Genomic DNA, 21,464 nt, shown 5'->3' on the forward strand with positions numbered 1-21,464 from the left:
TCTTTAAAAAATGAGGCTGGTGCTTTAACATCAGCCTCATTCTTTTGTATAAATGCACTTAAACTCGTGCGCCTTTTCCGTAGTCGTTGTAATCTTCACTAGAAGTATAATTTTTCTTTCTACTCATAAGTAAGCCTGCAGATCCAACAAGAAACAGAAAAGCGCTTATAGTACCTGAGTATGCTGCGAAATATGGCACTAAGACGCTAAGAATTACGCCCAAAATACCCAGAATAAGAATAGTCCATAAAACTATGAGGGTAATAGAAATATTCTTAAAATGTGGGTTTGGTGGAACAAAATCGTCTCCGTAAGAATCCATTGTTTCATCAACATCTAACCAACTGGTCTTAACGTTATCTCTTGGACCAGCATTATTGTATGACGCTATTTTAGTAAGTGGTTTTGTCGCCTGACTAATACGTTTTTTAAAGATTTTCGCACTTTTAGATTTCTCTATTTCTTTAAAATCTTCTGCATGATCTCTAATAAAATCAGACCAATTCTCATTAAAAGAATTATCGCCAAAAGAATCGTCATTATTGTTGTTTGAGTTTTTGTCCTCAGGGTGAGGGGAGTTGGTATTCTTAGAAGAAGTCATAAATTATACTGTAGCAAGTCTGCTTGATTGCGTAATGATTCGCTTTTAGTAACTCTTGCTAGAAGGGGTTTTTAGAATGTTGTATTGGTTCTTTGTAAAGGGGTTTGGATTTATTGCGCGTTTACGGATTAATCCTACTGCTCAAGGCGTTAACAACATTCCTAAAAAAGGTGGGGCTATTATTGCCGCAAATCATCTTGCCGTGATTGACGATGCACTTTTGCCTCTCACATGCCCTAGGATGATTCATTTTATGGGTAAAGCCGAGTATTTCGAAGGCAAAGGATTAAAGGGTCGCTTTAAAAAATGGTGGTTTACGTCCGTTGGCGTATTCCCAGTGGATCGTTCTGGAGGTTCTAAATCTCTTGGGGCATTGAATCATGCTCGTGAGATATTAGAAAATGGACAGCTTTTTGGAATTCATATTGAAGGAACTAGAAGTCCTGATGGAAGATTGTATAAGGGACATACTGGTGCAGCTCGCTTAGCTTTGGAAACAGGATGCCCGATTATTCCAGTTGCGATTATTGGTACTAGGGAATTGCAAAGGCATGGTCAGGTTATGCCTGCAAAGGGCTATACAAAGGCTATTTATGGCGAGCCTATTGAAGTTGAAAAAATGAATCCAGAAGATATTACGCACGATATTCTTCGTGAGCTTACCGATAGAGTAACCAAGACAATTCAAAAAATGAGCGGTCAAGAATATGTTGACGAATATGCTCAAACCGTTAAAAAGCGTATTATGGCAGAATCAGCGAAATAAGCTGGTAAATTGTTTGTTGTAGATTATTTGAGTAAAAATATTTTGATTCAAACAACCTACAACATAACTCACAACATTTCATACAACATTTTATACAATGTGTGTGTAGCATTACCTACGTTATTTGTATAAATCAAATAACGGTTAATGTAACAACTGTTAGGTTTCCTCTTTCATCAAGAACACGAACTTGTGTACCAGGAGCTACAGACTGGAATCTTACCGTGTGCATAAAGTCTCCAAGCGGAGCGGAAACATTTACTTTTAGTCCTAGGGCTTCAAGAGCTTTTCGAGCGTCGTTAGCATTTTTATTGCGAACATCTGGCATAGTAACAGTTCTTGGACCTTTAGAAACAACGACATTGAGTTTATCTCCCCAATGAAGTTGCGCTCCTTTTTCTACAGATGTGCTAATAATTTTGCCTTTTTCAACGGTATCATTGAACTCTTCACTGTATGTTGGAACAAGTTTTGCGTCGTTAAATGCTTTATCCGCATCTTCTTTTGTTCGGTTAACAACATCTGGCATAGAAACAGGCATAGGACCTTTAGATAATACAACAGTAATGTTCTTATTGTGATTCATTTGCATTCCTGGTGTTGGAGAAATTTCTACAACACAGCCTTTAGGAACATCTAATGAATAAACGTCGTTGCTTTCTTTGTGATTAATAGAAGTAAAACCAGCTTTGCGTAAAGCTTTTATAGGATTCTTACCAGTTGTTGATGTTGGATCGATAATATCTTCAGGAATTGTAGATTGTCGTATTCCTTTTGACACAATAACATGAACTTTATTATTTCCGTGTTTAGATACATGACCGCCACTGAAATCAGGATTAGTGGAAATAATGTTTCCAGAAGGTATATTATCGCTAAATTCTTTTTGAACAGAATAAGGAATATTGGATATTTTAAGAGTTTGCTCGTAATCAAACCATGGAATATTTGTGATTTTGCAAGCTTCTTGTGTTTTGCATGACTGCGTATTTGGTTTCGGCAAAGACCAGTAGCTTCCAGGTCCTAGATAATACCAGTAAGAACCAAATGCGATTGCTGCTGCAACAACTGCCGCGTTGCTAACAGCTATAATAACAACTTTATTGTGTAATTTTTTATGATTAGAGTTTTGACTTTTACCGTCAGTGCTTAAATCATTCTTATTAAATTGAGGAGCACGCATAGCAATAGTTAGCATATTGCTATCATTAAAATCTTCAAGTTGATTCACACTGTTTGAAGAATTTTGACTATTGGAATAGTTAAAATCAGTGTTACTGTTTTTTTGAACTATTGTCATAGTTGCATCAATATCAGTTGTTTTATCAATATCAGTTGTTTTATCAATGTCTTTAGTTTTAGACAATACCTCATTTCCAATATTGTTAGGATTAGAAGTACTCTGATTTACATTCTCTTTACTAACTTTATCAGCATTATTCGCATCGTTCGCATTAGGAGGAAGAGGTATGTTAGAGTAATTTCTTTTATCGAATTTATCTGAATCAGACATTCTATTTTCAGTTTTGATTGCGTCTAAAGTCGTATTTAAAAGTTGATCTTCATTATCGTAATTTGGATTAAACTTATATTGCCAATCTTCTTTAGGCATATTAGCGCAAATTTGTCTAAGCATACTAAGTGCTTTAGAAGCGTCACTCGGTCTTTTTTCCATTTCTCGAGCAGTAATAGATGCAAGAAAATCAGCTATAGAAGAGTTGATATCGCTACAAATTGTTTTTATAGATGGAGTGTCTTCATGAACATGCTTAAAAACAAGCGTAACAGGATTATCTGCGCTAAAGGGAACACGCCCAGCAAGCATTTCCCAAGCCATCATTCCAGCAGAGTATAAGTCTCCTTGAGGAGTGGCAAGATTCTTTTCAATCATTTCTGGAGCTAGGTATGCGGCGGTTCCAAGAAGAAGACCAGTAGAAGAAAGTGTAGCTTGCGATATAGCACGAGCAAGACCAAAATCAGTTATTTGCACGTGACCGCGGTCGTTAATAAGAATATTTTCTGGTTTAATATCTCTGTGTACAACACCAGCAAGGTGTGCGGATGCAAGACCATCTAAAGTTTCCGCGAGAACTCGAAGAGTGTCTTTTAGGCTAAATGTGCCATATTTGTTCATTTCGTATCTAAGATTTACTCCATGAACATATTCCATCACCAAGTAGTCAAGCCCTTCAAATTCACCAGTATCGTAAACCTGAACAATATGAGGATTCGCTATTGCAGCGGCAGATGTAGCTTCACGCCTAAATCTTGCAATAAATTGCTCTCTATGTATTCCTTGAGCTAGTTGAGTATGCATGATTTTAAGCGCAACTGGGCGATTAAGACGCTCATCTTGCGCTTGATAAACGGTAGCCATGCCGCCTTCTGCTATCTTCCGCATTATGCGATAGCGATTCTCAATACACATTCCTGGTTGCGCTTGAACTTCACTCATGTAGTAAATCCCTTATACGCGTATTAAACCAACTACCTAAAAGTGTACAGGCAATACAGTATCCACTAAATATTTAGTATATCAGTGATTTTACTGCCATTCTCTAGGAATGAATTTGCTAGAAACCTCGTTCAATATGGATTTTCCAAATTCAGATAATGTACTGTTATCTATTTTTTCTTGCGATTCAACCCAAAGATTGTGAATGCGCTTTTTAGACTTACTTATAGCACCACTCTGATTGAAAATGTTAATAATCCTATTAACATCATCTTCATTGCGATTATTAGAGTTATAAGCATCTATCAAAAATAGACGGTCTTCGCTTGAAGAAAGATCTAGAGCATCAGCCAAAAGGACAGTGCGTTTACCTTCTCGAATATCGCCTCCAATAGGCTTTCCAGTGTGAGCAGAATCTGAAACAATATCAATAAGATCATCTGCAATCTGAAAAGCAATTCCCAATGGTTCACCAATATCATTCGCCAACTTAATAGCGTAATTTTTATTAAGTCCAGCAGATAAAAATCCGAGCGCAAGTGGAGCTATAGTTGTGTAACTTGCAGTTTTCCAACGAAAAACATTTATTGAGGATTCTGCTAGTTTCTTTGGATTTTTAAGGCTCATCATTTCTATGGAAAGATCTAAAACTTGACCAATACCAACATTTCTTTGCATATTTGCAAACTCGCCTAAAACTTCTTGAGGATTGCGCAAATTAGTACATGCTTTTCTAGTTATGTCAAAGCTTTGAGTTGCTAAAATATCTCCAAGCATTAATCCAAGTCCAATGCCGATATGCTTGCTATTGCATGCTTTGCTCAATGCGCAATATGCGCTTGGTCTTCCTCGTCTTAAAGCAGATTCGTCGATTATATCGTCATGTACAAGTGCTGCAGTTTGAAAGACTTCTAAAGCACATGCAACATCTAGCATTGCGCAATATGCAGTGTCTTTAGAGCAGTTACCGCGTACTGCATCGAAAGCTTCTAAAGCTAAGTAAGCTCTGAGTCTTTTGCCGCCTTCACTAGAAGAAATTGCTTGTTTCACTACATCTTTAAGTGTTTTATCACAACTAGAAATAAGGTTTTTACAAGCTAAAGAATTAAATTGGTCATAAATTAATTCGCTTATACGCGTCTCTATACATGACTTTTGCGAATCTAAACTCATATTAAGAGTTATCCACATGCCTTAGACATTACAAAATGAGTATTTTTCTAGTATTTTCTAGGATTTTATAGCCTTTAACCACATTGCGTTATTTTTATTGCACTAATTTGTTTCTGCTGCAAAACTCTTATTACCAAGTTAAAAACAGTATAAAAACACAACAAAATAAGGAGGAATTATGCAAATAAAAAGTGAATTGAAAAACAAGCAAGTTTTTGAAGATAATGATCATGAATATTCAACTTTGAAAGAATTAACAAATTTATATGCTGCAGGTACGTTTTGCGGAATATCTGAAGAGTACTTTGCTATGACTTGTGTTGCTGGAAATAGTATAGAAAAAGTGAATATCAGTAATGTTCCAAAAGAATGTATGACAGTTTTAGATATTCCTAAAGATTATATTAACAAACATCATAATTATGAAGATTATTGGATTAAATGTCTTAGAGATTTAACGCCAGATCTTTTTGAAAAATACATAGGCATAGATTATATGAGCAAAAATTTGAATGTTAAAAAAGAGGAAGCTGTATTTTCAAGTTATGATATTTTTGTTACACAATCTATACGAAACTGGCATAACATGGTTTCTAAAAAAGACGGCAATATTGTGGGTTATGACTTAATAATGTTGCCGATTGCAATGCTAAATAACATTAATGTTCGAGATACTCTGCTTGTGTCTTTACTAGACAGTAAAGGCGAGTATTACAACATAAATGATCTACTCGTGCTAGCTTTAGCTCCACGAGAAAAAGAAAGATCTAAGGAATTAAGAGATTTTCTAGAAGAAAAATTTAACGAAGAATATGAGTTGCCTGATATTTGTAAAGCGCTAGACGTTGTTAACTTGCTAAAAGCTATGACTTATGTTGTAGATAATAATCCTAAATTAAAAGTACAAGTTTACGCATTAATGTCTTATATAAGCTGGTGGTTTAAGCTAGGAGATGTTGAAAGATACGTTTCAATGGCGCTAGAAATCGATCCTGATTGTTCTATGGCTATGATTGTGGATAATGCATACAAAAGTCATGTTGAGCCAGCATGGTGTAGAAAATTCGCCACGCCGCAAGTAGGGAAGCAGAAAAAATCGTCCTTAGAAGATGATTTACTTCTTAAGTAAAAGTTGCCCTTGCCATAACTATGCCTTTGTGGTATAGTGAGATGCCTTTAAAGGGCATAGCAAGGTATGATGAATGCCTTAATATGGCGGATTACTTTGCACATAGCAGGGAATCTACAGGAGGAAAAGTTTGGCGAGCGAAGATACATCTATTGTCGATTCCAAGATGGGCAAGGAAGAAAATCAGGAATTTAAAATGTCAGAAGATGTTGATGATCAAGATGTAGATGTTGACGTTGATGCAGACATGGATACAGATGAAGAACATATGGATTTAGAAGATTTTGATGAAATCCATGATGATCTTGATGTAGACGATGTTGACAATTTAGATGACGTTGACGATATGAATAATCTGGATGACATTCCAGATGATGAAGATTCCGAAGATTCTGACGATAATAAAGAAGAAGCGCCACAAGTTCCACAAGCAAAAGGTGCTTTTATTGTTCGAGATGATGATGACGACGATAATCTTACGCCTTCTGGAAATCCTAAGCGTCGAGTAATCGCCACTGGCGCTACAGCGGATCCTGTTAAGGATTATTTAAAGCAGATTGGTCGCGTGAGCCTGCTTAACGCAGAGCAGGAAGTTGATTTGTCAGAGCGTATTGAGGCTGGTTTGTATGCTCAGCATTTGCTTGATACGCAAATTGACCAAATGGAGTTTAAGCGTAAGCGTGAGCTTAAGTGGGCTGCAGCAGACGGTAAGAAAGCTAAAGATCATCTTCTTGAAGCAAACTTGCGTCTTGTGGTTTCTCTTGCAAAGCGTTATACAGGTAGAGGCATGCTTTTCCTTGATTTGATTCAGGAAGGTAATCTTGGTTTAATTCGCGCAGTAGAAAAGTTCGATTGGAAGAAGGGCTTTAAGTTCTCAACCTATGCTACTTGGTGGATTCGCCAGGCTATTACTCGTGCTATGGCAGATCAGGCTCGTACTATTCGAGTTCCAGTGCATATGGTTGAAGTTATTAATAAGCTTTCTAGAGTTCAGCGCCAGATGCTTCAAGATTTGGGTCGCGAACCTACGCCAGATGAGCTTGCGCGCGAGCTTGATATGCCTGTTGAAAAGGTGCAAGAAGTACAGAAGTATGGTCGTGAGCCAATTTCTTTGCACACTCCTTTGGGTGAAGATGGTGATTCTGAGTTTGGCGATTTGATTGAAGATACTGATGCAATCGCTCCATCGGACGCTGTAGCATTCTCGCTTCTTCAGGAACAATTTAGACAAGTTCTTGAAACTTTGTCTCCTAGGGAAGCTGGCGTTATTAAAATGCGCTACGGTTTGGAAGATGGTCAGCCAAAGACTTTGGATGATATTGGTCGAGTATATGGTGTTACTCGTGAGCGTATTCGTCAGATTGAGTCTAAGACAATGTCTAAGTTGCGCCATCCTTCTAGATCGCAAACTTTGCGTGACTTCTTAGATCAGTGATTTTAGAATAATTAACAAGTAAAGTGTCGTATTGTTGCTTTGTTTAGCAGGGATGCGACACTTATTGCTTAGTGGTTGCTTAATATTCGTGTTGTACAAGGGGTAGAAGTGGTCTCTAATAAAGATCGAGAACAGTATGATGCCGACAGTTTGACTGTGCTTGAAGGCTTGGATGCTGTACGAAAGCGCCCAGGCATGTATATTGGCACCACTGATAGTCAAGGTTTAATGCATTGCCTTTGGGAAATCATTGATAATGCTGTTGATGAGGCTTTAGCTGGGGCTTGTGACCATATTATCGTCACTCTTCACGACGATGGTTCTATTGAAGTTGCAGATAATGGACGTGGTATTCCAGTAGATGTAGAGCCTAAAACAAAACTTACAGGTGTTGAAGTCGTTTTAACTAAGCTTCATGCTGGAGCTAAGTTTGGTAATGCTTCGTACAATGCTGCAGGTGGCTTGCATGGCGTTGGATCTTCTGTTGTAAATGCGTTGAGCTTGCGATTGGATGTTGAAGTTGATCGTGATGGTAAAACGCATCACATGGCTTTCCATCAGGGTCATCCTGGAGTTTATAGTGACGCAGATTCAATGCATCCGTCTCCAGCTTCTCCGTTTAAGCGCACTCGCAAGAACAAGCCTACTGAGCTTGAGATTATTGGTACTGTTTCGCCAAAAACTACAGGTACTCGAGTTCGCTATTGGGCTGATCCTGAGATTTTTAACTCAACAGCTCGCTTTAGTTATGAACAGTTAATTGATCGAGTTCGTCAAACTAGTTTTTTGGTTCCAGGCTTGCGCATTACTGTTATTGACGAACACGTACCAGAAGGCGAATTTAGCGATATTCAAGAGATTGATGTTAGCGCTAGTGATGATGCGAATGCTAATATTAGTGATTTAACAGATGATTTGGCTTTTAAGGATGAATCGCAAGCAACCGTAGATAATGAATCTAATGAGCTAAATCAATCTGAATATGAATCAGAAGAATCTGAATCTGATGGCGAATCAGAAGAAACCACTGCGCAATCTGTTGCAAATAGTGAGTCTTCTAGAGAATTGCAAAATAAGCATCATCCTCGAGTGGTTGAATTTTTGCATAACGGCGGAGTAAGAGATTTCGTTGATTTTCTTTCAAAGGGTCAAGCAGTCTCAGATATTTGGCGTATTTCTGGCGAAGATACGTATGTAGAGGAGACACAAGCTGTTGATTCTGCTGGAGATTTACATGCTCAGCAAGTGACGCGTAAATGTGGCGTTGACATTGCAATGCGCTGGGTAAATGGCTACGATTCAACGATTATTAGTTTCGTAAACGTTGTTGAAACTCCTGGCGGAGGCATGCACGTAGACGGATTCTTGCAAGGATTGACTAAGCAAATTCGTAAAGCTGTTGAAGATAATGCTCGCAAGCTAAAAGTAAATCTTAAAGATTCAAACACTAAGATTGAGCGAGACGATATTCTAGCTGGAATGGTGGCTGTTGTAACAGTTCGCATTGCTGAACCTCAATTCCAAGGTCAAACTAAAGATGTTCTTGGAACTGCTCAAGTTAAGCCAATCGTTACAAAAATGACTGACGCTCAATTTGGGGAAATGATTAGCGGATCCAAGCGAGGATTCAAAGAACAGTCTGCCAGAGTTTTAGAAAAAATTGTTTCCGAAATGCATGCGCGTATTCAAGCGCGTAAAACTAAGGAAGTTACTCGTAGAAAGAATGCACTTGAGTCTGCTTCAATGCCACCAAAACTTTCTGATTGCCAGCCTGGAAACGATGATGTTGCAGAACTTTTCATCGTCGAGGGTGATTCTGCTCTAGGCACTGCAAAAGCTGCTCGAAATTCTGCTTTCCAAGCGCTTTTGCCAATACGCGGTAAGATTTTGAACGTTCAAAAAGCAAGTCTTGCGCAAATGTTATCCAACAAGGAGTGCGCTGCAATTATTCAAGTTGTTGGAGCAGGGTCGGGCGCAAGTTTTGATATTTCGCAAGCGCGTTATAACAAGATTGTTATGATGACCGATGCAGATGTTGATGGCGCGCATATTCGTATTTTGTTGCTAACGCTGTTCTACCGCTATATGCGTCCGCTTATTGAGAACGGGCATGTTTATGCTGCTGTGCCGCCTCTTCACAGAATTGCTCTCGCTGGAAAGCACAAAGGCGAGTATATTTACACGTATTCCGATGACGAATTGGCTGGAAAACTTGATGATTTGCAAGCTAAGGGCATTGATTTTAACAGCGATATTCAGCGCTACAAGGGATTGGGTGAGATGGATGCGGATCAGCTTGCAGACACCACTATGGACCCTAGAACGCGAATGCTAAGAAGGATTCGTATGGAAGATGCTCAGCAGGCGAGCGAAGTATTCGATTTGCTTATGGGTGATGATGTTCCTCCGCGCAAGCAGTTTATTGTTGATAACGCTGACGACTTCGATCGTTCCAAAATCGATACCTGATTTTGTTTTACTTGTGCGTTAAGTTACTTAATTTGTAATTTTCTTCGCATTATATAATGTGTATTACAAATTTTGAATTGTAATTACATTATGACATTTAGTTAAGTTATAATGATTTTATGATATAATTGCGAATGCAGGTTTGCTTCAATAGTGGAAGTGAATCTGGGATTTTGCATTTATTGATTTTCTTAGAATTTGTTTTATAAGAGGGAAAAATGAACAAGAAAACTGTGATTTTATTATCGACTACGATGATGAGTATTGCTACTGCTGCTTGCGCTTTTTGCATGGCTCAAACTGCAAATGCTGCTGATACTTACGTGGATTTTGGCACTTCAACTGCAAAAGTTACTACCCCCCCCCCCCAATTGAAAATAGCTCTTCTCAAAAAACCAATTCTTCTGAGACAAATGGCATAAAGTCTTCTGATCCTTCTGATTCTTCTGATAAAGATAATATAAAACCTGAAACGAATTCGAAACCAAATTCTAATACAAAGACTGAATCCAAGCTTGAGACTAAGAGTAATGTAAAGTCTAGTATCAAGCTTTCTGCAAATACTAATGTAAATTCTGTAGTTGAGACTACTACTAAATCTAATGCAGATTCTGTTGTAAATACTGATACAAAGACTGAATTAAATATTTATTCAAAGTCTAAGGGTGAGGAAGCTCCAGTTTCACCAACAATTTTTAATCAAGCGCTTTTTGCTAGTGGTAAGCCAGCTCCTAATCAAACTCCTAAACCTCAAACACAAACGACTGAGCTTAAGGTAAGTCTTTGCTGGGAAACCATGAACAAAGATAATAAAAATGCATTTATTAAGAGCGATAGCGATTTTGGTCAATTGAATTTTGAGAATTGGGACTTTGGTTCCACGCTAGATTCTTCTAGGAAAGACGTAAAGGACGCGTTTAAGAATATCCAGTTTCAGATAAAAGATACAACTGATAACAAGGTAGTAGCAACAACTACTGGAACTTATGATCCTTATACTGCTACTAGTGCAACCAAAAGCTTGGGTAGTTATGATTCAAGCCATACTTATGAAGTGTCAGTGGTAAACAGCACAGTTCCAAGCCCGTATTATGTGACGTATAACAATGTTGCCACAGATGAATCACAATCGTTTGAACCTGATGTCACGCACTTTACGTGGAATCCATCTAAAGGGTCTAATAAAAACTATCAAAATAAATATTTTCGTCTAAATGCCTTGGAGATTGTTTATGCGAAGGATGAGTCTGTGGCAGACAAGTGCTTCTCGTATGAGCAGCCAAAAAAGGATGACGGAAACTATCGATCTGATGGTAACTGGAATTTCAAGTATAACAAGGATAATATTTTTGAGCGTATTCGTGTAAAAGATAATGCTATTCAGTTCCCAACGGATGAAAATGGCAAACCTAAGGTTCCTGTTAAAGCTGGTTACAAGTTTGTTGGTTGGCAGTTCTATGTTGCTAAAAAAACAGATAATCGTCCATACACGTCGTTTGACCGTATGAGTGATGACGATAAAAAGATCATTAATAGTACAACTGTTGCGTATTCGGATTTTGGTACTAAGCCATTTATTGATTATCCGTATATTTTTGCGCTGATAAGGGATAACAAGGGCGTTAATACATTTGGCAGTAAACTCGGTACGCAGTATTGCTCTACAAATCACACATTTGTTGTATTCCCTAAGTGGGAGGTTGCTGGTCATACAGTTACTTTTATGGATGGAGATACTCAATATGCACAAGTAAAAGTGCAAGACAATAAGTCTATTAGTGGTGATGAATGGACTGACCAGTCTATGCCTGCTAATCCTACTAAAGCTGGTTTTACTTTTAATGGTTGGTATCAGGATAAAAATGGAACTGGGGATGTGTTTACTGGTGATACTGTTGTAGCTAATAGTGATATGACTGTATATGCGTCGTATGTAAAAGAAACATCTCCTACACCATCTCCTGCACCTACGCCATCTCCAGCTCCTGAACCAACACCAACACCGGCTCCAGTTCCTGAGCCGAAACCAGAGCCAACCCCAACTCCAGAACCTGAGCCAGATGTGACTCCTGAACCTGAGCAGAAGCCTGTTCCTGATGTTCCTTATGTGCCTGACGATTCGTGGATTCCTCTTCCTGAGATTGTTCCTGAGAATCCAAGGTATTCTGTTGTTGAGCAGCCTGTGTTGAATCCTGTTCATTCTTCGGATAAGCCAGTTGGGCATTCTGTTGAGCAGCGTTTTAAGGCTGTTGATGCTGGTGAGGCTTATAGTGCTAAGTCTCCTGCTAAGCATTTGCCTGATACTGGTGTTTCACTGGTTATGTCTATAAGTACTTTGTTTGTGTCTTTGTTTGCTGGTTTTGGTTTGTCTATGTTCAAGTCTCGCCGCAAGCATTAAACGCAAATATCGCATATAATCGCGTATAAACGCGGTATAAGAATTAAGAATATTGGAATAAGGCTTCTGATTAATGTTTTATAGCATCAAGTTAGAAGCCTTATTTTATATGCGATTTTTGATGTAAACTGTATTAAAGGTTTGTTTTAAGAATTATTACTTTGTAAGTCAGTGTTCTATTGTGCTTTATCTTAAAAAGGAGGGTTTATGATTGGTAATAAGCAAGAAGTCTTTGACAAAGATAAGCTTGATTTTGCAATATTTTGTATTGAAAATGTTGCAAATAAGCTTAATCAAAACCCTCGAGATACGTATGATGCTTTGACTAAGAAAAGTAATATTCTTATGTCTTATATTGTTCCATCTTATGATGTTTTGCATACTCAAGGCAAAGAGTATATTACAAATGACATTATTTCCTTTATGCGTGAAAAAGGTGTGGCAAGTTTTAGGGGAGTGATGGATTTTGAAGGCGAATCCTATTTTGTTGCAAAAGAAGTATGCTAGGGTTGTAAGTTTGTTAGCTGAGCGTGCTGGGTTGAGTTATGAACAGGCGCTTGACGTATTTTACCATTCCGTCACTTATGATTTGATGCGTAATGGTATTTCGGATATGCATTGTATGAGCGACGGATATTTGGTTCAAGATCTGCTTGATGAGATGCATAATTCTAAAATGTGTGTTAATGCATGACTTTTGTAATAAATTAAACGATTGCGTGATATATCATGCTTGCATTAGTATTTCGACTATAAAGCGTACAATGTGTGTATGTTTTTACATTATTGCGTTATATATCTTTAAGAGGAAAAATGGGTAAGAGAACTAATATAATTTTGACTAGCGCTATGATGGGTATTGCTACTGCTGCGTGTGCTTTTTGCGTAGCGCAAAGTGCGAATGCTGCTGAAACTTCAGCTGCTTCTTCTGGTGTTAATACGTCTGTAAATTCTTCTGCCGCAACTTCTAATACACCCGGGGGGGGGCTTTAGATAGCACTTCCTCAGAACATGCTAAATCTGTTGATAAAGATAGAAGTGCTCCTGAGGAAACGCCTGTATTTGATACTGCTGCTAACTATAAGAAAGTTGGCGAAGATGATGACCAAATTAAGTACACTTATGTGAATAATACTACTAAAAAAATCACAAATCCATTTCCAGATGTAATTTCAGATGACGAGATTGAAAAAGCGTTTAAGAATAAAGAAACTTCTGTAGAAAAAATTTATTTTAAGCCTGCTGCTACTTCAGATAATCCTAATCCCAAAAGTGAGATTGTTAAAAATAGATTCTTAAAGAATGTTGATGGAGAATATATTGTTTACAAAGTATATAAAAATGATTATGTTTCTGGCAAAAATGAGTCACAGATTACTTCATCTCAGGGTGTGTCTGTAAATGGTTCTATATCAAAAGATGGTAGTATTTATGCAGGCTCTGAACAAACAATTACAGCTTCTGCTGAACCAGTTGATTTTGAATTAAATGGTTATACTGTTGCAAAGAATTGTAAAAAGTCTATTGATATTCGCTCTGAGTATGCTTTCAAAAATTACTTATATTTAAAACTCACGTATAAGTATAAGTTTAATTTTGAAAGATTTAAATTTGTGTATGTTTATTGTCATCAGGCTGGGTGCAATACAAGTTATAATCGTTATTTTTCTGCAGCAGATGCGCAGTTCCATTTTGTGGATGATTTGCAATATAGATCTAAGAATCCAAATGGGGTAGATAAAGATGGTAAGTTAAAGCAGCGAGGAAATTCTGACACTCATCCATCTTTAACTGATGCAGACAAGAAGAAGGGTACTCTAATATCGTCGGTTCCATTTTACGAAATTGCGGGATTGGCGGATATTTCTGGTACTTCTGCTGTAATAACTGATAAAGCAGCCTTCTATCGAACAGATAGTGGTGACGGTAAGACATCTATTTTGTCTTTTGATAAAGATCCAGATATAAAATATGCGAAGCGTCCTATACTTACTGATCTTACTGGTAAGAATATTCCAGGATACGTGTATTGGGATAATGACATTGATAAGCCTCAGAACAAGAATCATGAGTTTGCGAACGATAAGGATACTAAGGAAGATCCTGGTAATCACTATCTTTCCTTTGCTTATGAAATGAAGGATGGCAAGCCTGTTAAGCGTCTTACACGTAAACATTATTATGTTACTTTTAGAGCAATTCCTACGCAGTTGGTCGTTAAGTATAAGAAGTCTGATGGAACATTTGAATCAAATGCAAAGTACGAGCTTTTAGATTCTGGTAATGCGAAAATTGGCAATGAATTTGCTTCTACGAGTGGTGATGTTACTACAAGCAACAAAGAAGCTTTAGTTACTATGATGAAATCGTCTAGTACTACTTTCCTTAAAAGTTTTACTGGCTACTTATCTAACGGTGCTGTATATTTGTTACCTGGAAAATATACAGTAAAGCCAAATGTTAAAGCGCCTGAAGGGTACGAGTGGGTTGTAGATTCAAATAAACAGGATTCTAAAACTAGTGCAGATATTAATATCGGACTTCAAACTGGAAAGACTACTGCTATACAATTTATTACTTTTGTATTGAAGAAGAAGCCAACTCACCCTATTCCTACGCCATCTCCAACTCCTGAACCTACACCAACTCCGACTCCAGCTCCTGAGCCAGATGTGACTCCTGAACCTGAGCCAATACCAGTTCCTGATGTTCCTAATGTGCCTGACGATTCGTGGATTCCTCTTCCTGAGATTGTTCCTGAGAATCCAGAGTATTCTGTTGTTGAGCAGCCTGTGTTGAATCCTGTTCATTCTTCGGATAAGCCAGTGGAGCATTCTGTTGAGCAGAGTTTTAAAGCTGTTGATGCTGGTGAGGATTACAATGCTAAGGCTCCTGCTAAGCATTTGCCTGATACTGGTGTTTCACTGGTTATGTCTATAAGTACTTTGTTTGTGTCTTTGTTTGCTGGTTTTGGTTTGTCTATGTTCAAGTCTCGCCGCAAGCATTAAATATGCATGTAGTAGGTTGATTTTATGTAAGAATCTAAGTTATGTTGTGTTGATATTGTGATTCAAGAATTCCCCCTGTTGTGTAACTCGTATGGTTGTTTGCAGGGGGAATTTGATTTTATTGTGTTTTGTTTCTGTTTCGCTTTATTTACTGGCAAACATATCTTTCGCATACTGGCGAATATCATCTGGATTTATCATATTGTATTTTTCTTTTATTTTTGTGAAGTATTCGCCAATTATCTTTTTGCTGATTATTTTATTTGATGAATCATTAGTTTTTAGATTTCCGCGAGTAAGTATCCAAGGCTCCTCATGATGCGTAAATCGTTCAAGTTCTTTACCGCTGTAGCAGCAAAGATTATCAATAACGCTATCGCATACTGCTTTTTCGGTAGCTGATAGTGTGGTTGTTAGTTCTGATGTAAATAATGTCACATCACTTTTTTGAACATGTTTGTAATCCGCTAATTTTTCTGATGATTTAATTCCTGATATTTCTGTTGTCGGTGAATCTATTGGAGTAAAAGTGTAGTCTTTATAACGCAAATAGACGTCTTTATATACAGGTCCATGAATCCATGCTTGACAATCATCGGTAAATATGAATGATTTATAAAAAGCGAAATAAAAACCCTGAATGTAGTATAAGGATTTTTGCAAGGCTAGGGTAGTTATATCCTCACACTTTATAAGCAAGTATTGTATTACATTGTTTATTTTGTCACTCGACTTATTGCCATCAAAGTTATTGTTTGCAAAGTTATTTTGTAATTCGCGTATTAGTTTTTGTGTTGCTTTATAACTTTTTTCGTAACTAATTGCAGATTTCAGATTATCCTTATTGCTGATTAATAATTGCAAGTAATATTTCGGATCATTATAAATGCGTAGCAAAATATCAGAATATTGTTTTGAAGGAATGTCTCCGTCTGCAAATCTAGAAAACGTTTGTTCACCCCAACCGAGAAGCAGTGAAAGTGGACGCTTGCCTATTGAGTATTTAGCAGGTATTTCGTTGATTTTGTCAAGCGGAATAATATTGTTTTCTTTACGATACTCGTCATACAATGCTCTAAGATTCGCGTCAATAATTTCGGGTACATATACAGCAGAGCCGCATTCTTTGCAGTGCGCTTCTGTGCCAGTGTAGGAATATTGTTTTCCTTTAATAGATGCAGTCATTGGAACGGATTTTGTTGAGTACTCAACATTATTCCTGCATTCTTCGCAAAATGTCTTATTATCTTTCATTATGAGCCTTTTATTGAAAATTAGCAGATTTATTATCTTTTTGAGTTGTTTATTAGATTATTTAAATAAATAATCTATCTGTTTATTTGCTTTATGGAATGAAATAACAACTGTTCTATTTTGCTGAGAAATAGTAATGATATTAAACTTCGTGTAAATGTTTACCATCTCACATTTACCTACGTGTGATAGTTTTACGCGTGGTGCGAATACGTAAAGCGTTTCATATTCATAGCCTCTTTTTTTGTTTTTTAACGAATGACAAAAATCTTCCACTTCTATGTTGAGAAGTATATTTTTCTGAATATCTGATCGTATGTTGTATTCTCGAATGAAGTTTATGTTTTCTTGACGATTTTCGTTTAACGAGATGGTAAAACGGTCATTCCTTATGCAGTCTTTTATCTTTGCAAGTATTGCTGAAATTTCTTCTTTTGTGTAATTCTGATTATAGTTCTTGTTCATACATCACCTCTAGTCGTATGATACAAAAAATAGGTGCATTTATCAAGAAAAATGCATCTATTGATGCATAAATAATTTCTAAGCATTCTAGAATAAAATTTATTAGCCTTATTAATGTATTTGGCTTGTTTTTATCCTTTAAGATTATCTTCAATAAAATGTAAATTTGAAACTTTTATTTAGTTTAAATAAGACGTTGAACTCATTTGGTCACTTACAGTATTGCTTATGCTGTTGAATATTGTATCATTTTTATTGTTGCTAATTTTTGTCTTTCCTAGTAACACATATTTGCAGTAGGAGTGTTGCATGACTGATTTAGATGCTATTTTTGATCTCTCTACAACAGATTGTGCTCTTTGCAAGAAATATAATATTCCCAATTCTGATACGCTTGCTGCACTTGAAGAAGCTGAGCAAATGAAATATGATCCTAATACAAAAACTTATAACTCGTTTAATGAATTAATATGTGAATATGATTAATCTTCTTCTTGCAATTATTTATCTAGCATTTATCAGTTTGGGTTTGCCTGATGCTCTTTTAGGATCTGCTTGGCCGACTATGAGTCACGATATTGGCGCGCAAATTTCTTGGGCTGGCGGAATATCAATGGTTATTTCTGCAGGAACTATTGTTTCTGCTCTACTGAGTGACAGGATGACTAAGCGTTTTGGTGCAGGCAAAGTTACGTTTGTGTCTGTTGCTTTAACTGCATTGGCATTGTTGGGTTTTTCTTTTGCGCCGAATTATATTGTGCTTATTTTGTTAGCAATCCCGTACGGGCTAGGTGCTGGAGGGGTAGACGCTGCTCTTAATAATTATGTTGCTTTGCACTACGAAAGCCGTCATATGAGCTGGCTTCACTGCATGTGGGGTATTGGAGCTTCAGCTGGACCTTACGTTATGGGTTTTGCGCTTTCTCACGTATTGGGATGGTCCGCAGGATATCAGTATATTGCGATTGTTCAAGTGATATTAACTGTAATATTGTTTATAAGTTTGCCATTGTGGAATAATCGTAAAGCACATGAATTACAGAAATCTATTCAGATATCTAAAGAATATTCTAAAACGCTATCTTTTGCGGAAGTTTTGCGCATTCCTGGAGCTAAAAATATTCTTATAATGTTCTTCTGCTACTGTGCTATTGAACAGACTGCAGGATTATGGGCTAGTAGTTACATGGTTTTGTATGGGTCCGTTAGCCGTGTTGTTGCAGCGGGATGGGCAAGTTTATTTTATGTTGGTATTACAGCAGGACGATTTATAAGCGGATTTTTGACAATGCGTTTTAATGACGAAACCATGATTCGTCTTGGACAACTAGTGATGATTCTAGGCATTCTTGTGTTGTTATTGCCATTGCCAAATCATATAGCATTAGTTGCAGGATTTGTGATTATTGGTTTAGGGTGTGCGCCTATTTATCCATGTGTTATTCACTCTACACCGCATTATTTTGGAGCTGATAAATCACAAGCGATTGTTGGCATGCAAATGGCTAGCGCGTATATTGGATCAATGTTGATGCCTGCAATCTTTGGGTTTATTGGTCAAAACGTGTCTATGTCTTTGCTTCCAGTATATTTGATTATTTTGCTATCTATAATGGCGTTTATGCATATGCAATTGCTTCGGACTTGCAAAAGTTGAGTATGAGAATGTTTTTGTGTGATTGTTGGCTTAATGGTTGTTTGTTTAAGATTTATTAAGCTTATTGTGAGTTTGGTTACATTTTGTTGAGATTGAAGTTGTAAGTTGTAGAATGTCTGAAGATTCAATGCTGTTAAATGCCTGTATTATACTTGTTTTGGTGTTGATTCCGTTATTTTGGTAATTATTCTAGAAAATTTGGTTTTGCGGGAGGAAAAATGAGTAAGAGAACTAACATAATTTTGACTAGCACTATGATGGGTATTGCTACTGCTGCGTGTGCTTTTTGTGTAGCACAAAGTGCAAATGCTGCCGATACCTCAGTGAGTGATGGTATTAATACAACTGTAAATTCTTCTAACGCAAACTCTTATGCTACAAATCCTAGTAAAAACCAGCATGGGGGGGGGCTGCTTCCGATAGCACTTCCGTAAAATCCTCTGGAAATATTGTACCTTCTAAGTCTACTGAATCTGCAAAACCTGCCGAAACCACAAAATCTACTAAATCTTCTAAAGCTTCTGAATCTGTAACTGATGCTGAAAATTCTGAAAATGCTATACTTACACAAACTCTTATAGATGTAAGCAATACTAATCTTCAAACAAATAATCGTGAATATAGAAGCGTACACGCATCTGCAGAATCTAGGGCAGCTTCAACTGATTCGGGTACTATAGATGATGCATCTTTAACTTGGACTCGTGAGGATTTTAATATTACCAAAGATGGGAAGCAGATTGGATATAGACAAGACATTAGTACTCCTACTGGTACTGTTAATGAAGTTGTTCCAGGTCTTAACGAAAAAGGACTTGCCAAGCTTAAGAAAAATCCACATATTGTAATTCCAGAAGGTATAGAAGTAATTGGAGAAGTTGCTTTTACGGGTAAAGCGAAACAAGTTGGCAAAAATCATGAGCATATCGAGGGTGAACATTATATAGAAAGTGTCACTCTTCCGCAATCTCTTAAAATCATCGAATACGGTGCGTTCGGCTGGAACAAAATTAAGGGAACTGTTACTATTCCGAAAAGTGTAATTTCAATACATAATGGTGCTTTTGTAGCTAATGAAATTGAAAAAGTTGTGTTTGAAGGCGTAATTGATGACAAGGGCAAAGAGCACGATTCAGACTCTAAGCCGTATTATCTTTCTGGAATTGGTAGCGATGCTTTCCAAGGTAATAAAATTACTGAAATTGATGTAAAAGATAATTTGGCTAAGTATCAATTATTCCCATCTAATAATCCGCAGAAGGGCGATTCTGTGTTCGATAACCAGAATCCTGGAACTTTCACTATTGAAGTAGGAGACGAATATAAAAGTCCTATTAAAATTACGAAAGAAGGTGTCAATCAGAGTATTAATGTAGTGGAAGGATTCAAAGAAGATGGTACTCCAGTACAGATTGAAAATTCATCTTATTTTAAGAAGAATAAAGAAGGCAAATATATAGCAGTAAAATCTGGCAAGCTTGAAGGTCAGTGCCTGTTTTACGATATTATCAACGGACAATTTAGGATAATTGGTATTTCGCACTTTACCTACAACATTGTTCCTAAAACTAAGATCTACAAAGTCACTTTTGTGAATGATAGCAATGAAAATTATGCTTCTGTGCAAGTTAAGGAAAACAAAAGCATAAGTGAAAATAGTGTTGACAATCAGAAAATGCCTAAGAATCCTTCTAAGAAAGGTTACACTTTTAGAGAGTGGAATGCAGATTCTACAGGTAAGGATAAAAGCAAAATATTTACTGAAAAAACTACAGTAAAGGGTGACATAACAGTTTATGCTATTTATGATTTAAATGCGACTGTTATGAATGTTGCTCCAACTCTTACATTGCAGGATAAAACTATTACCGTTGGTGATTCTCTTGATTTAAATAGTCTTGTTGTATCTGCTACAGATCCTGAAGATGGAGACCTAAAAAATGAGGTTAAGATTACTGATAATGGTGGTTTTGATAATACAAAGCTTGGCGTTTATGAAGTGACATTTACTTTATCTGATAAAGGGAAGGCAAGTGTAACTAAGACTGCTACTGTTACAGTTGTTAAGAAACCAACGCCATCTCCTGTTCCAACACCGACCCCAGATCCTGAGTCAATACCAGTTCCTGATGTTCCTGGTGGTTTGTGGATTCCTCTTCCTGAGATTGTTCCTGAGAATCCAGAGTATTCTGTTGTTGAGCAGCCTGTGTTGAATCCTGTTCATTCTTCGGATAAGCCTGTGGAGCATTCTGTTGAGCAGCATTTTAAAGCTGTTGATGCTGGTGAAGCTTATAATGCTAAGGCTCCTGCTAAGCATTTGCCTGATACTGGTGTTTCAGCAACTTCAACATTTGTGATTTCAATCATATCCCTTTTCGCTGGTTTTTCTAGTTTGCTTGCTGGAATAGCTAAACGCAAAAATTAGTATTGCATTTATGAATGTTTTGAGCGAATGCTGATAATTTCCCTCTGATGTTTTATATATCAGGGGGAAATTCGTTACTATCGTATTGTCTACTTTCAAGCAAATATTGTGTGCATCTACTTATATTTAATGTTTATTTATTGTATAATCAAAAGTGTTTATAAGTTTTGTGGATTTAAGCTTTGCTTAATGGTTGTTTGTACAATTTATGTAATTTTATGAGTTTTTA

17 protein-coding genes and 1 pseudogene are annotated in these 21,464 nt (G+C 37.0%); 13 read left to right on the forward strand and 5 right to left on the reverse strand.

What is annotated here, in order from left to right; all coding sequences use genetic code 11:
- Nucleotides 1-58: 58 nt before the first annotated feature.
- Nucleotides 59-601, reverse strand: a complete 543-nt coding sequence (locus GAVG_RS02270; RefSeq protein WP_004112548.1) for a hypothetical protein — start codon at nucleotides 599-601, stop codon at nucleotides 59-61.
- A 76-nt stretch (nucleotides 602-677) separates the two neighbouring features.
- Here GAVG_RS02270 and GAVG_RS02275 point away from each other — a divergent pair, with 76 nt between their 5' ends.
- The gene (locus GAVG_RS02275) at nucleotides 678-1,367 is read left to right on the forward strand and encodes a lysophospholipid acyltransferase family protein (protein WP_009993777.1); all 690 of its coding nucleotides are present in this window, start codon (nucleotides 678-680) and stop codon (nucleotides 1,365-1,367) included.
- Nucleotides 1,368-1,500: 133 nt separating this feature from the next.
- On the opposite strand, the gene GAVG_RS02280 is transcribed toward GAVG_RS02275, so the two are convergent.
- Entirely contained in the window at nucleotides 1,501-3,822 is a 2,322-nt protein-coding gene (locus tag GAVG_RS02280; protein ID WP_009993776.1) for a protein kinase domain-containing protein, read from the reverse strand.
- 90 nt (nucleotides 3,823-3,912) lie between these two features.
- Nucleotides 3,913-4,995 carry a polyprenyl synthetase family protein gene (locus GAVG_RS02285; protein WP_004112551.1) on the reverse strand — a complete coding sequence of 361 codons (1,083 nt, stop codon included), beginning with the start codon at nucleotides 4,993-4,995 and terminating at the stop codon, nucleotides 3,913-3,915.
- Between the two features lie 178 nt (nucleotides 4,996-5,173).
- Here GAVG_RS02285 and GAVG_RS02290 point away from each other — a divergent pair, with 178 nt between their 5' ends.
- The 8 genes and pseudogenes from GAVG_RS02290 (at nucleotide 5,174) to GAVG_RS02330 (ending at nucleotide 15,434) form a co-directional block, all read left to right on the forward strand.
- On the forward strand, nucleotides 5,174-6,124 hold the full coding sequence (locus tag GAVG_RS02290; protein WP_004112552.1) for a citrate synthase family protein: 951 nt from the start codon (nucleotides 5,174-5,176) through the stop codon (nucleotides 6,122-6,124).
- Between the two features lie 130 nt (nucleotides 6,125-6,254).
- Complete coding sequence (locus GAVG_RS02295; RefSeq protein ID WP_004112553.1) at nucleotides 6,255-7,559, forward strand: RNA polymerase sigma factor; 1,305 nt, start codon at nucleotides 6,255-6,257, stop codon at nucleotides 7,557-7,559.
- A 108-nt stretch (nucleotides 7,560-7,667) separates the two neighbouring features.
- Complete coding sequence (locus tag GAVG_RS02300) at nucleotides 7,668-10,028, forward strand: DNA gyrase/topoisomerase IV subunit B (protein WP_013399529.1); 2,361 nt, start codon at nucleotides 7,668-7,670, stop codon at nucleotides 10,026-10,028.
- A gap of 218 nt (nucleotides 10,029-10,246) precedes the next feature.
- Nucleotides 10,247-12,426: pseudogene (locus GAVG_RS02310) on the forward strand (InlB B-repeat-containing protein).
- Nucleotides 12,427-12,633: 207 nt separating this feature from the next.
- On the forward strand, nucleotides 12,634-12,933 hold the full coding sequence (locus GAVG_RS02315; RefSeq protein WP_004112558.1) for a DUF3791 domain-containing protein: 300 nt from the start codon (nucleotides 12,634-12,636) through the stop codon (nucleotides 12,931-12,933).
- A complete protein-coding gene (locus GAVG_RS02320; RefSeq protein ID WP_004111475.1) occupies nucleotides 12,893-13,120 on the forward strand; it encodes a DUF3791 domain-containing protein in 228 nt (75 codons plus the stop codon). The genes GAVG_RS02315 and GAVG_RS02320 overlap by 41 nt, the downstream gene beginning before the upstream one ends.
- 119 nt (nucleotides 13,121-13,239) lie before the next feature.
- Nucleotides 13,240-13,419 (forward strand): hypothetical protein, encoded by a 180-nt coding sequence (locus GAVG_RS02325; protein ID WP_004115478.1) that lies wholly within the window; start codon nucleotides 13,240-13,242, stop codon nucleotides 13,417-13,419.
- Nucleotides 13,420-13,550: 131 nt separating this feature from the next.
- Nucleotides 13,551-15,434 (forward strand): cell surface protein, encoded by a 1,884-nt coding sequence (locus GAVG_RS02330; protein ID WP_009993736.1) that lies wholly within the window; start codon nucleotides 13,551-13,553, stop codon nucleotides 15,432-15,434.
- A gap of 144 nt (nucleotides 15,435-15,578) precedes the next feature.
- Here the strand turns inward: GAVG_RS02330 and GAVG_RS02335 are convergent, their stop codons facing one another.
- Together GAVG_RS02335 and GAVG_RS02340 are read right to left on the reverse strand one after the other, a co-directional pair.
- A complete protein-coding gene (locus GAVG_RS02335) occupies nucleotides 15,579-16,688 on the reverse strand; it encodes a type II TA system antitoxin MqsA family protein (protein WP_009993737.1) in 1,110 nt (369 codons plus the stop codon).
- 57 nt (nucleotides 16,689-16,745) lie between these two features.
- Nucleotides 16,746-17,153, reverse strand: coding sequence for a hypothetical protein (locus GAVG_RS02340; protein ID WP_004112566.1), 408 nt, complete (start codon nucleotides 17,151-17,153; stop codon nucleotides 16,746-16,748).
- 309 nt (nucleotides 17,154-17,462) lie between these two features.
- Here GAVG_RS02340 and GAVG_RS06805 point away from each other — a divergent pair, with 309 nt between their 5' ends.
- The 4 genes from GAVG_RS06805 to GAVG_RS02355 all read left to right on the forward strand — a co-directional run bounded on the left by GAVG_RS06805 (nucleotide 17,463) and on the right by GAVG_RS02355 (nucleotide 21,235).
- Nucleotides 17,463-17,639, forward strand: a complete 177-nt coding sequence (locus GAVG_RS06805) for a hypothetical protein (protein WP_004112568.1) — start codon at nucleotides 17,463-17,465, stop codon at nucleotides 17,637-17,639.
- On the forward strand, nucleotides 17,632-18,810 hold the full coding sequence (locus GAVG_RS02345; protein WP_013399531.1) for an MFS transporter: 1,179 nt from the start codon (nucleotides 17,632-17,634) through the stop codon (nucleotides 18,808-18,810). Before GAVG_RS06805 ends, GAVG_RS02345 begins: the two co-directional genes overlap by 8 nt.
- Nucleotides 18,811-19,028: 218 nt before the next feature.
- Nucleotides 19,029-19,244 carry a hypothetical protein gene (locus tag GAVG_RS07600; RefSeq protein WP_048653121.1) on the forward strand — a complete coding sequence of 72 codons (216 nt, stop codon included), beginning with the start codon at nucleotides 19,029-19,031 and terminating at the stop codon, nucleotides 19,242-19,244.
- Between the two features lie 14 nt (nucleotides 19,245-19,258).
- The gene (locus tag GAVG_RS02355) at nucleotides 19,259-21,235 is read left to right on the forward strand and encodes an InlB B-repeat-containing protein (protein WP_408609798.1); all 1,977 of its coding nucleotides are present in this window, start codon (nucleotides 19,259-19,261) and stop codon (nucleotides 21,233-21,235) included.
- Nucleotides 21,236-21,464: the final 229 nt, after the last annotated feature.

The sequence above is a fragment of the Gardnerella vaginalis ATCC 14018 = JCM 11026 genome, assembly GCF_001042655.1.
Taxonomy (GTDB): Bacteria; Actinomycetota; Actinomycetes; order Actinomycetales; family Bifidobacteriaceae; genus Bifidobacterium; species Bifidobacterium vaginale.

Coding starts and splice junctions, on each gene's coding strand:
- GAVG_RS02315 (WP_004112558.1), top strand. CDS start 12,634: ATGATTGGTAATAAGCAAGAAGTCTTTGACAAAGATAAGCTTGATTTT.
- GAVG_RS02345 (WP_013399531.1), top strand. CDS start 17,632: ATGATTAATCTTCTTCTTGCAATTATTTATCTAGCATTTATCAGTTTG.
- GAVG_RS02285 (WP_004112551.1), bottom strand. CDS start 4,995: ATGAGTTTAGATTCGCAAAAGTCATGTATAGAGACGCGTATAAGCGAA.
- GAVG_RS02325 (WP_004115478.1), top strand. CDS start 13,240: ATGGGTAAGAGAACTAATATAATTTTGACTAGCGCTATGATGGGTATT.
- GAVG_RS02340 (WP_004112566.1), bottom strand. CDS start 17,153: ATGAACAAGAACTATAATCAGAATTACACAAAAGAAGAAATTTCAGCA.
- GAVG_RS06805 (WP_004112568.1), top strand. CDS start 17,463: ATGACTGATTTAGATGCTATTTTTGATCTCTCTACAACAGATTGTGCT.
- GAVG_RS02335 (WP_009993737.1), bottom strand. CDS start 16,688: ATGAAAGATAATAAGACATTTTGCGAAGAATGCAGGAATAATGTTGAG.
- GAVG_RS02270 (WP_004112548.1), bottom strand. CDS start 601: ATGACTTCTTCTAAGAATACCAACTCCCCTCACCCTGAGGACAAAAAC.
- GAVG_RS02290 (WP_004112552.1), top strand. CDS start 5,174: ATGCAAATAAAAAGTGAATTGAAAAACAAGCAAGTTTTTGAAGATAAT.
- GAVG_RS02275 (WP_009993777.1), top strand. CDS start 678: ATGTTGTATTGGTTCTTTGTAAAGGGGTTTGGATTTATTGCGCGTTTA.
- GAVG_RS02280 (WP_009993776.1), bottom strand. CDS start 3,822: ATGAGTGAAGTTCAAGCGCAACCAGGAATGTGTATTGAGAATCGCTAT.
- GAVG_RS07600 (WP_048653121.1), top strand. CDS start 19,029: ATGAGTAAGAGAACTAACATAATTTTGACTAGCACTATGATGGGTATT.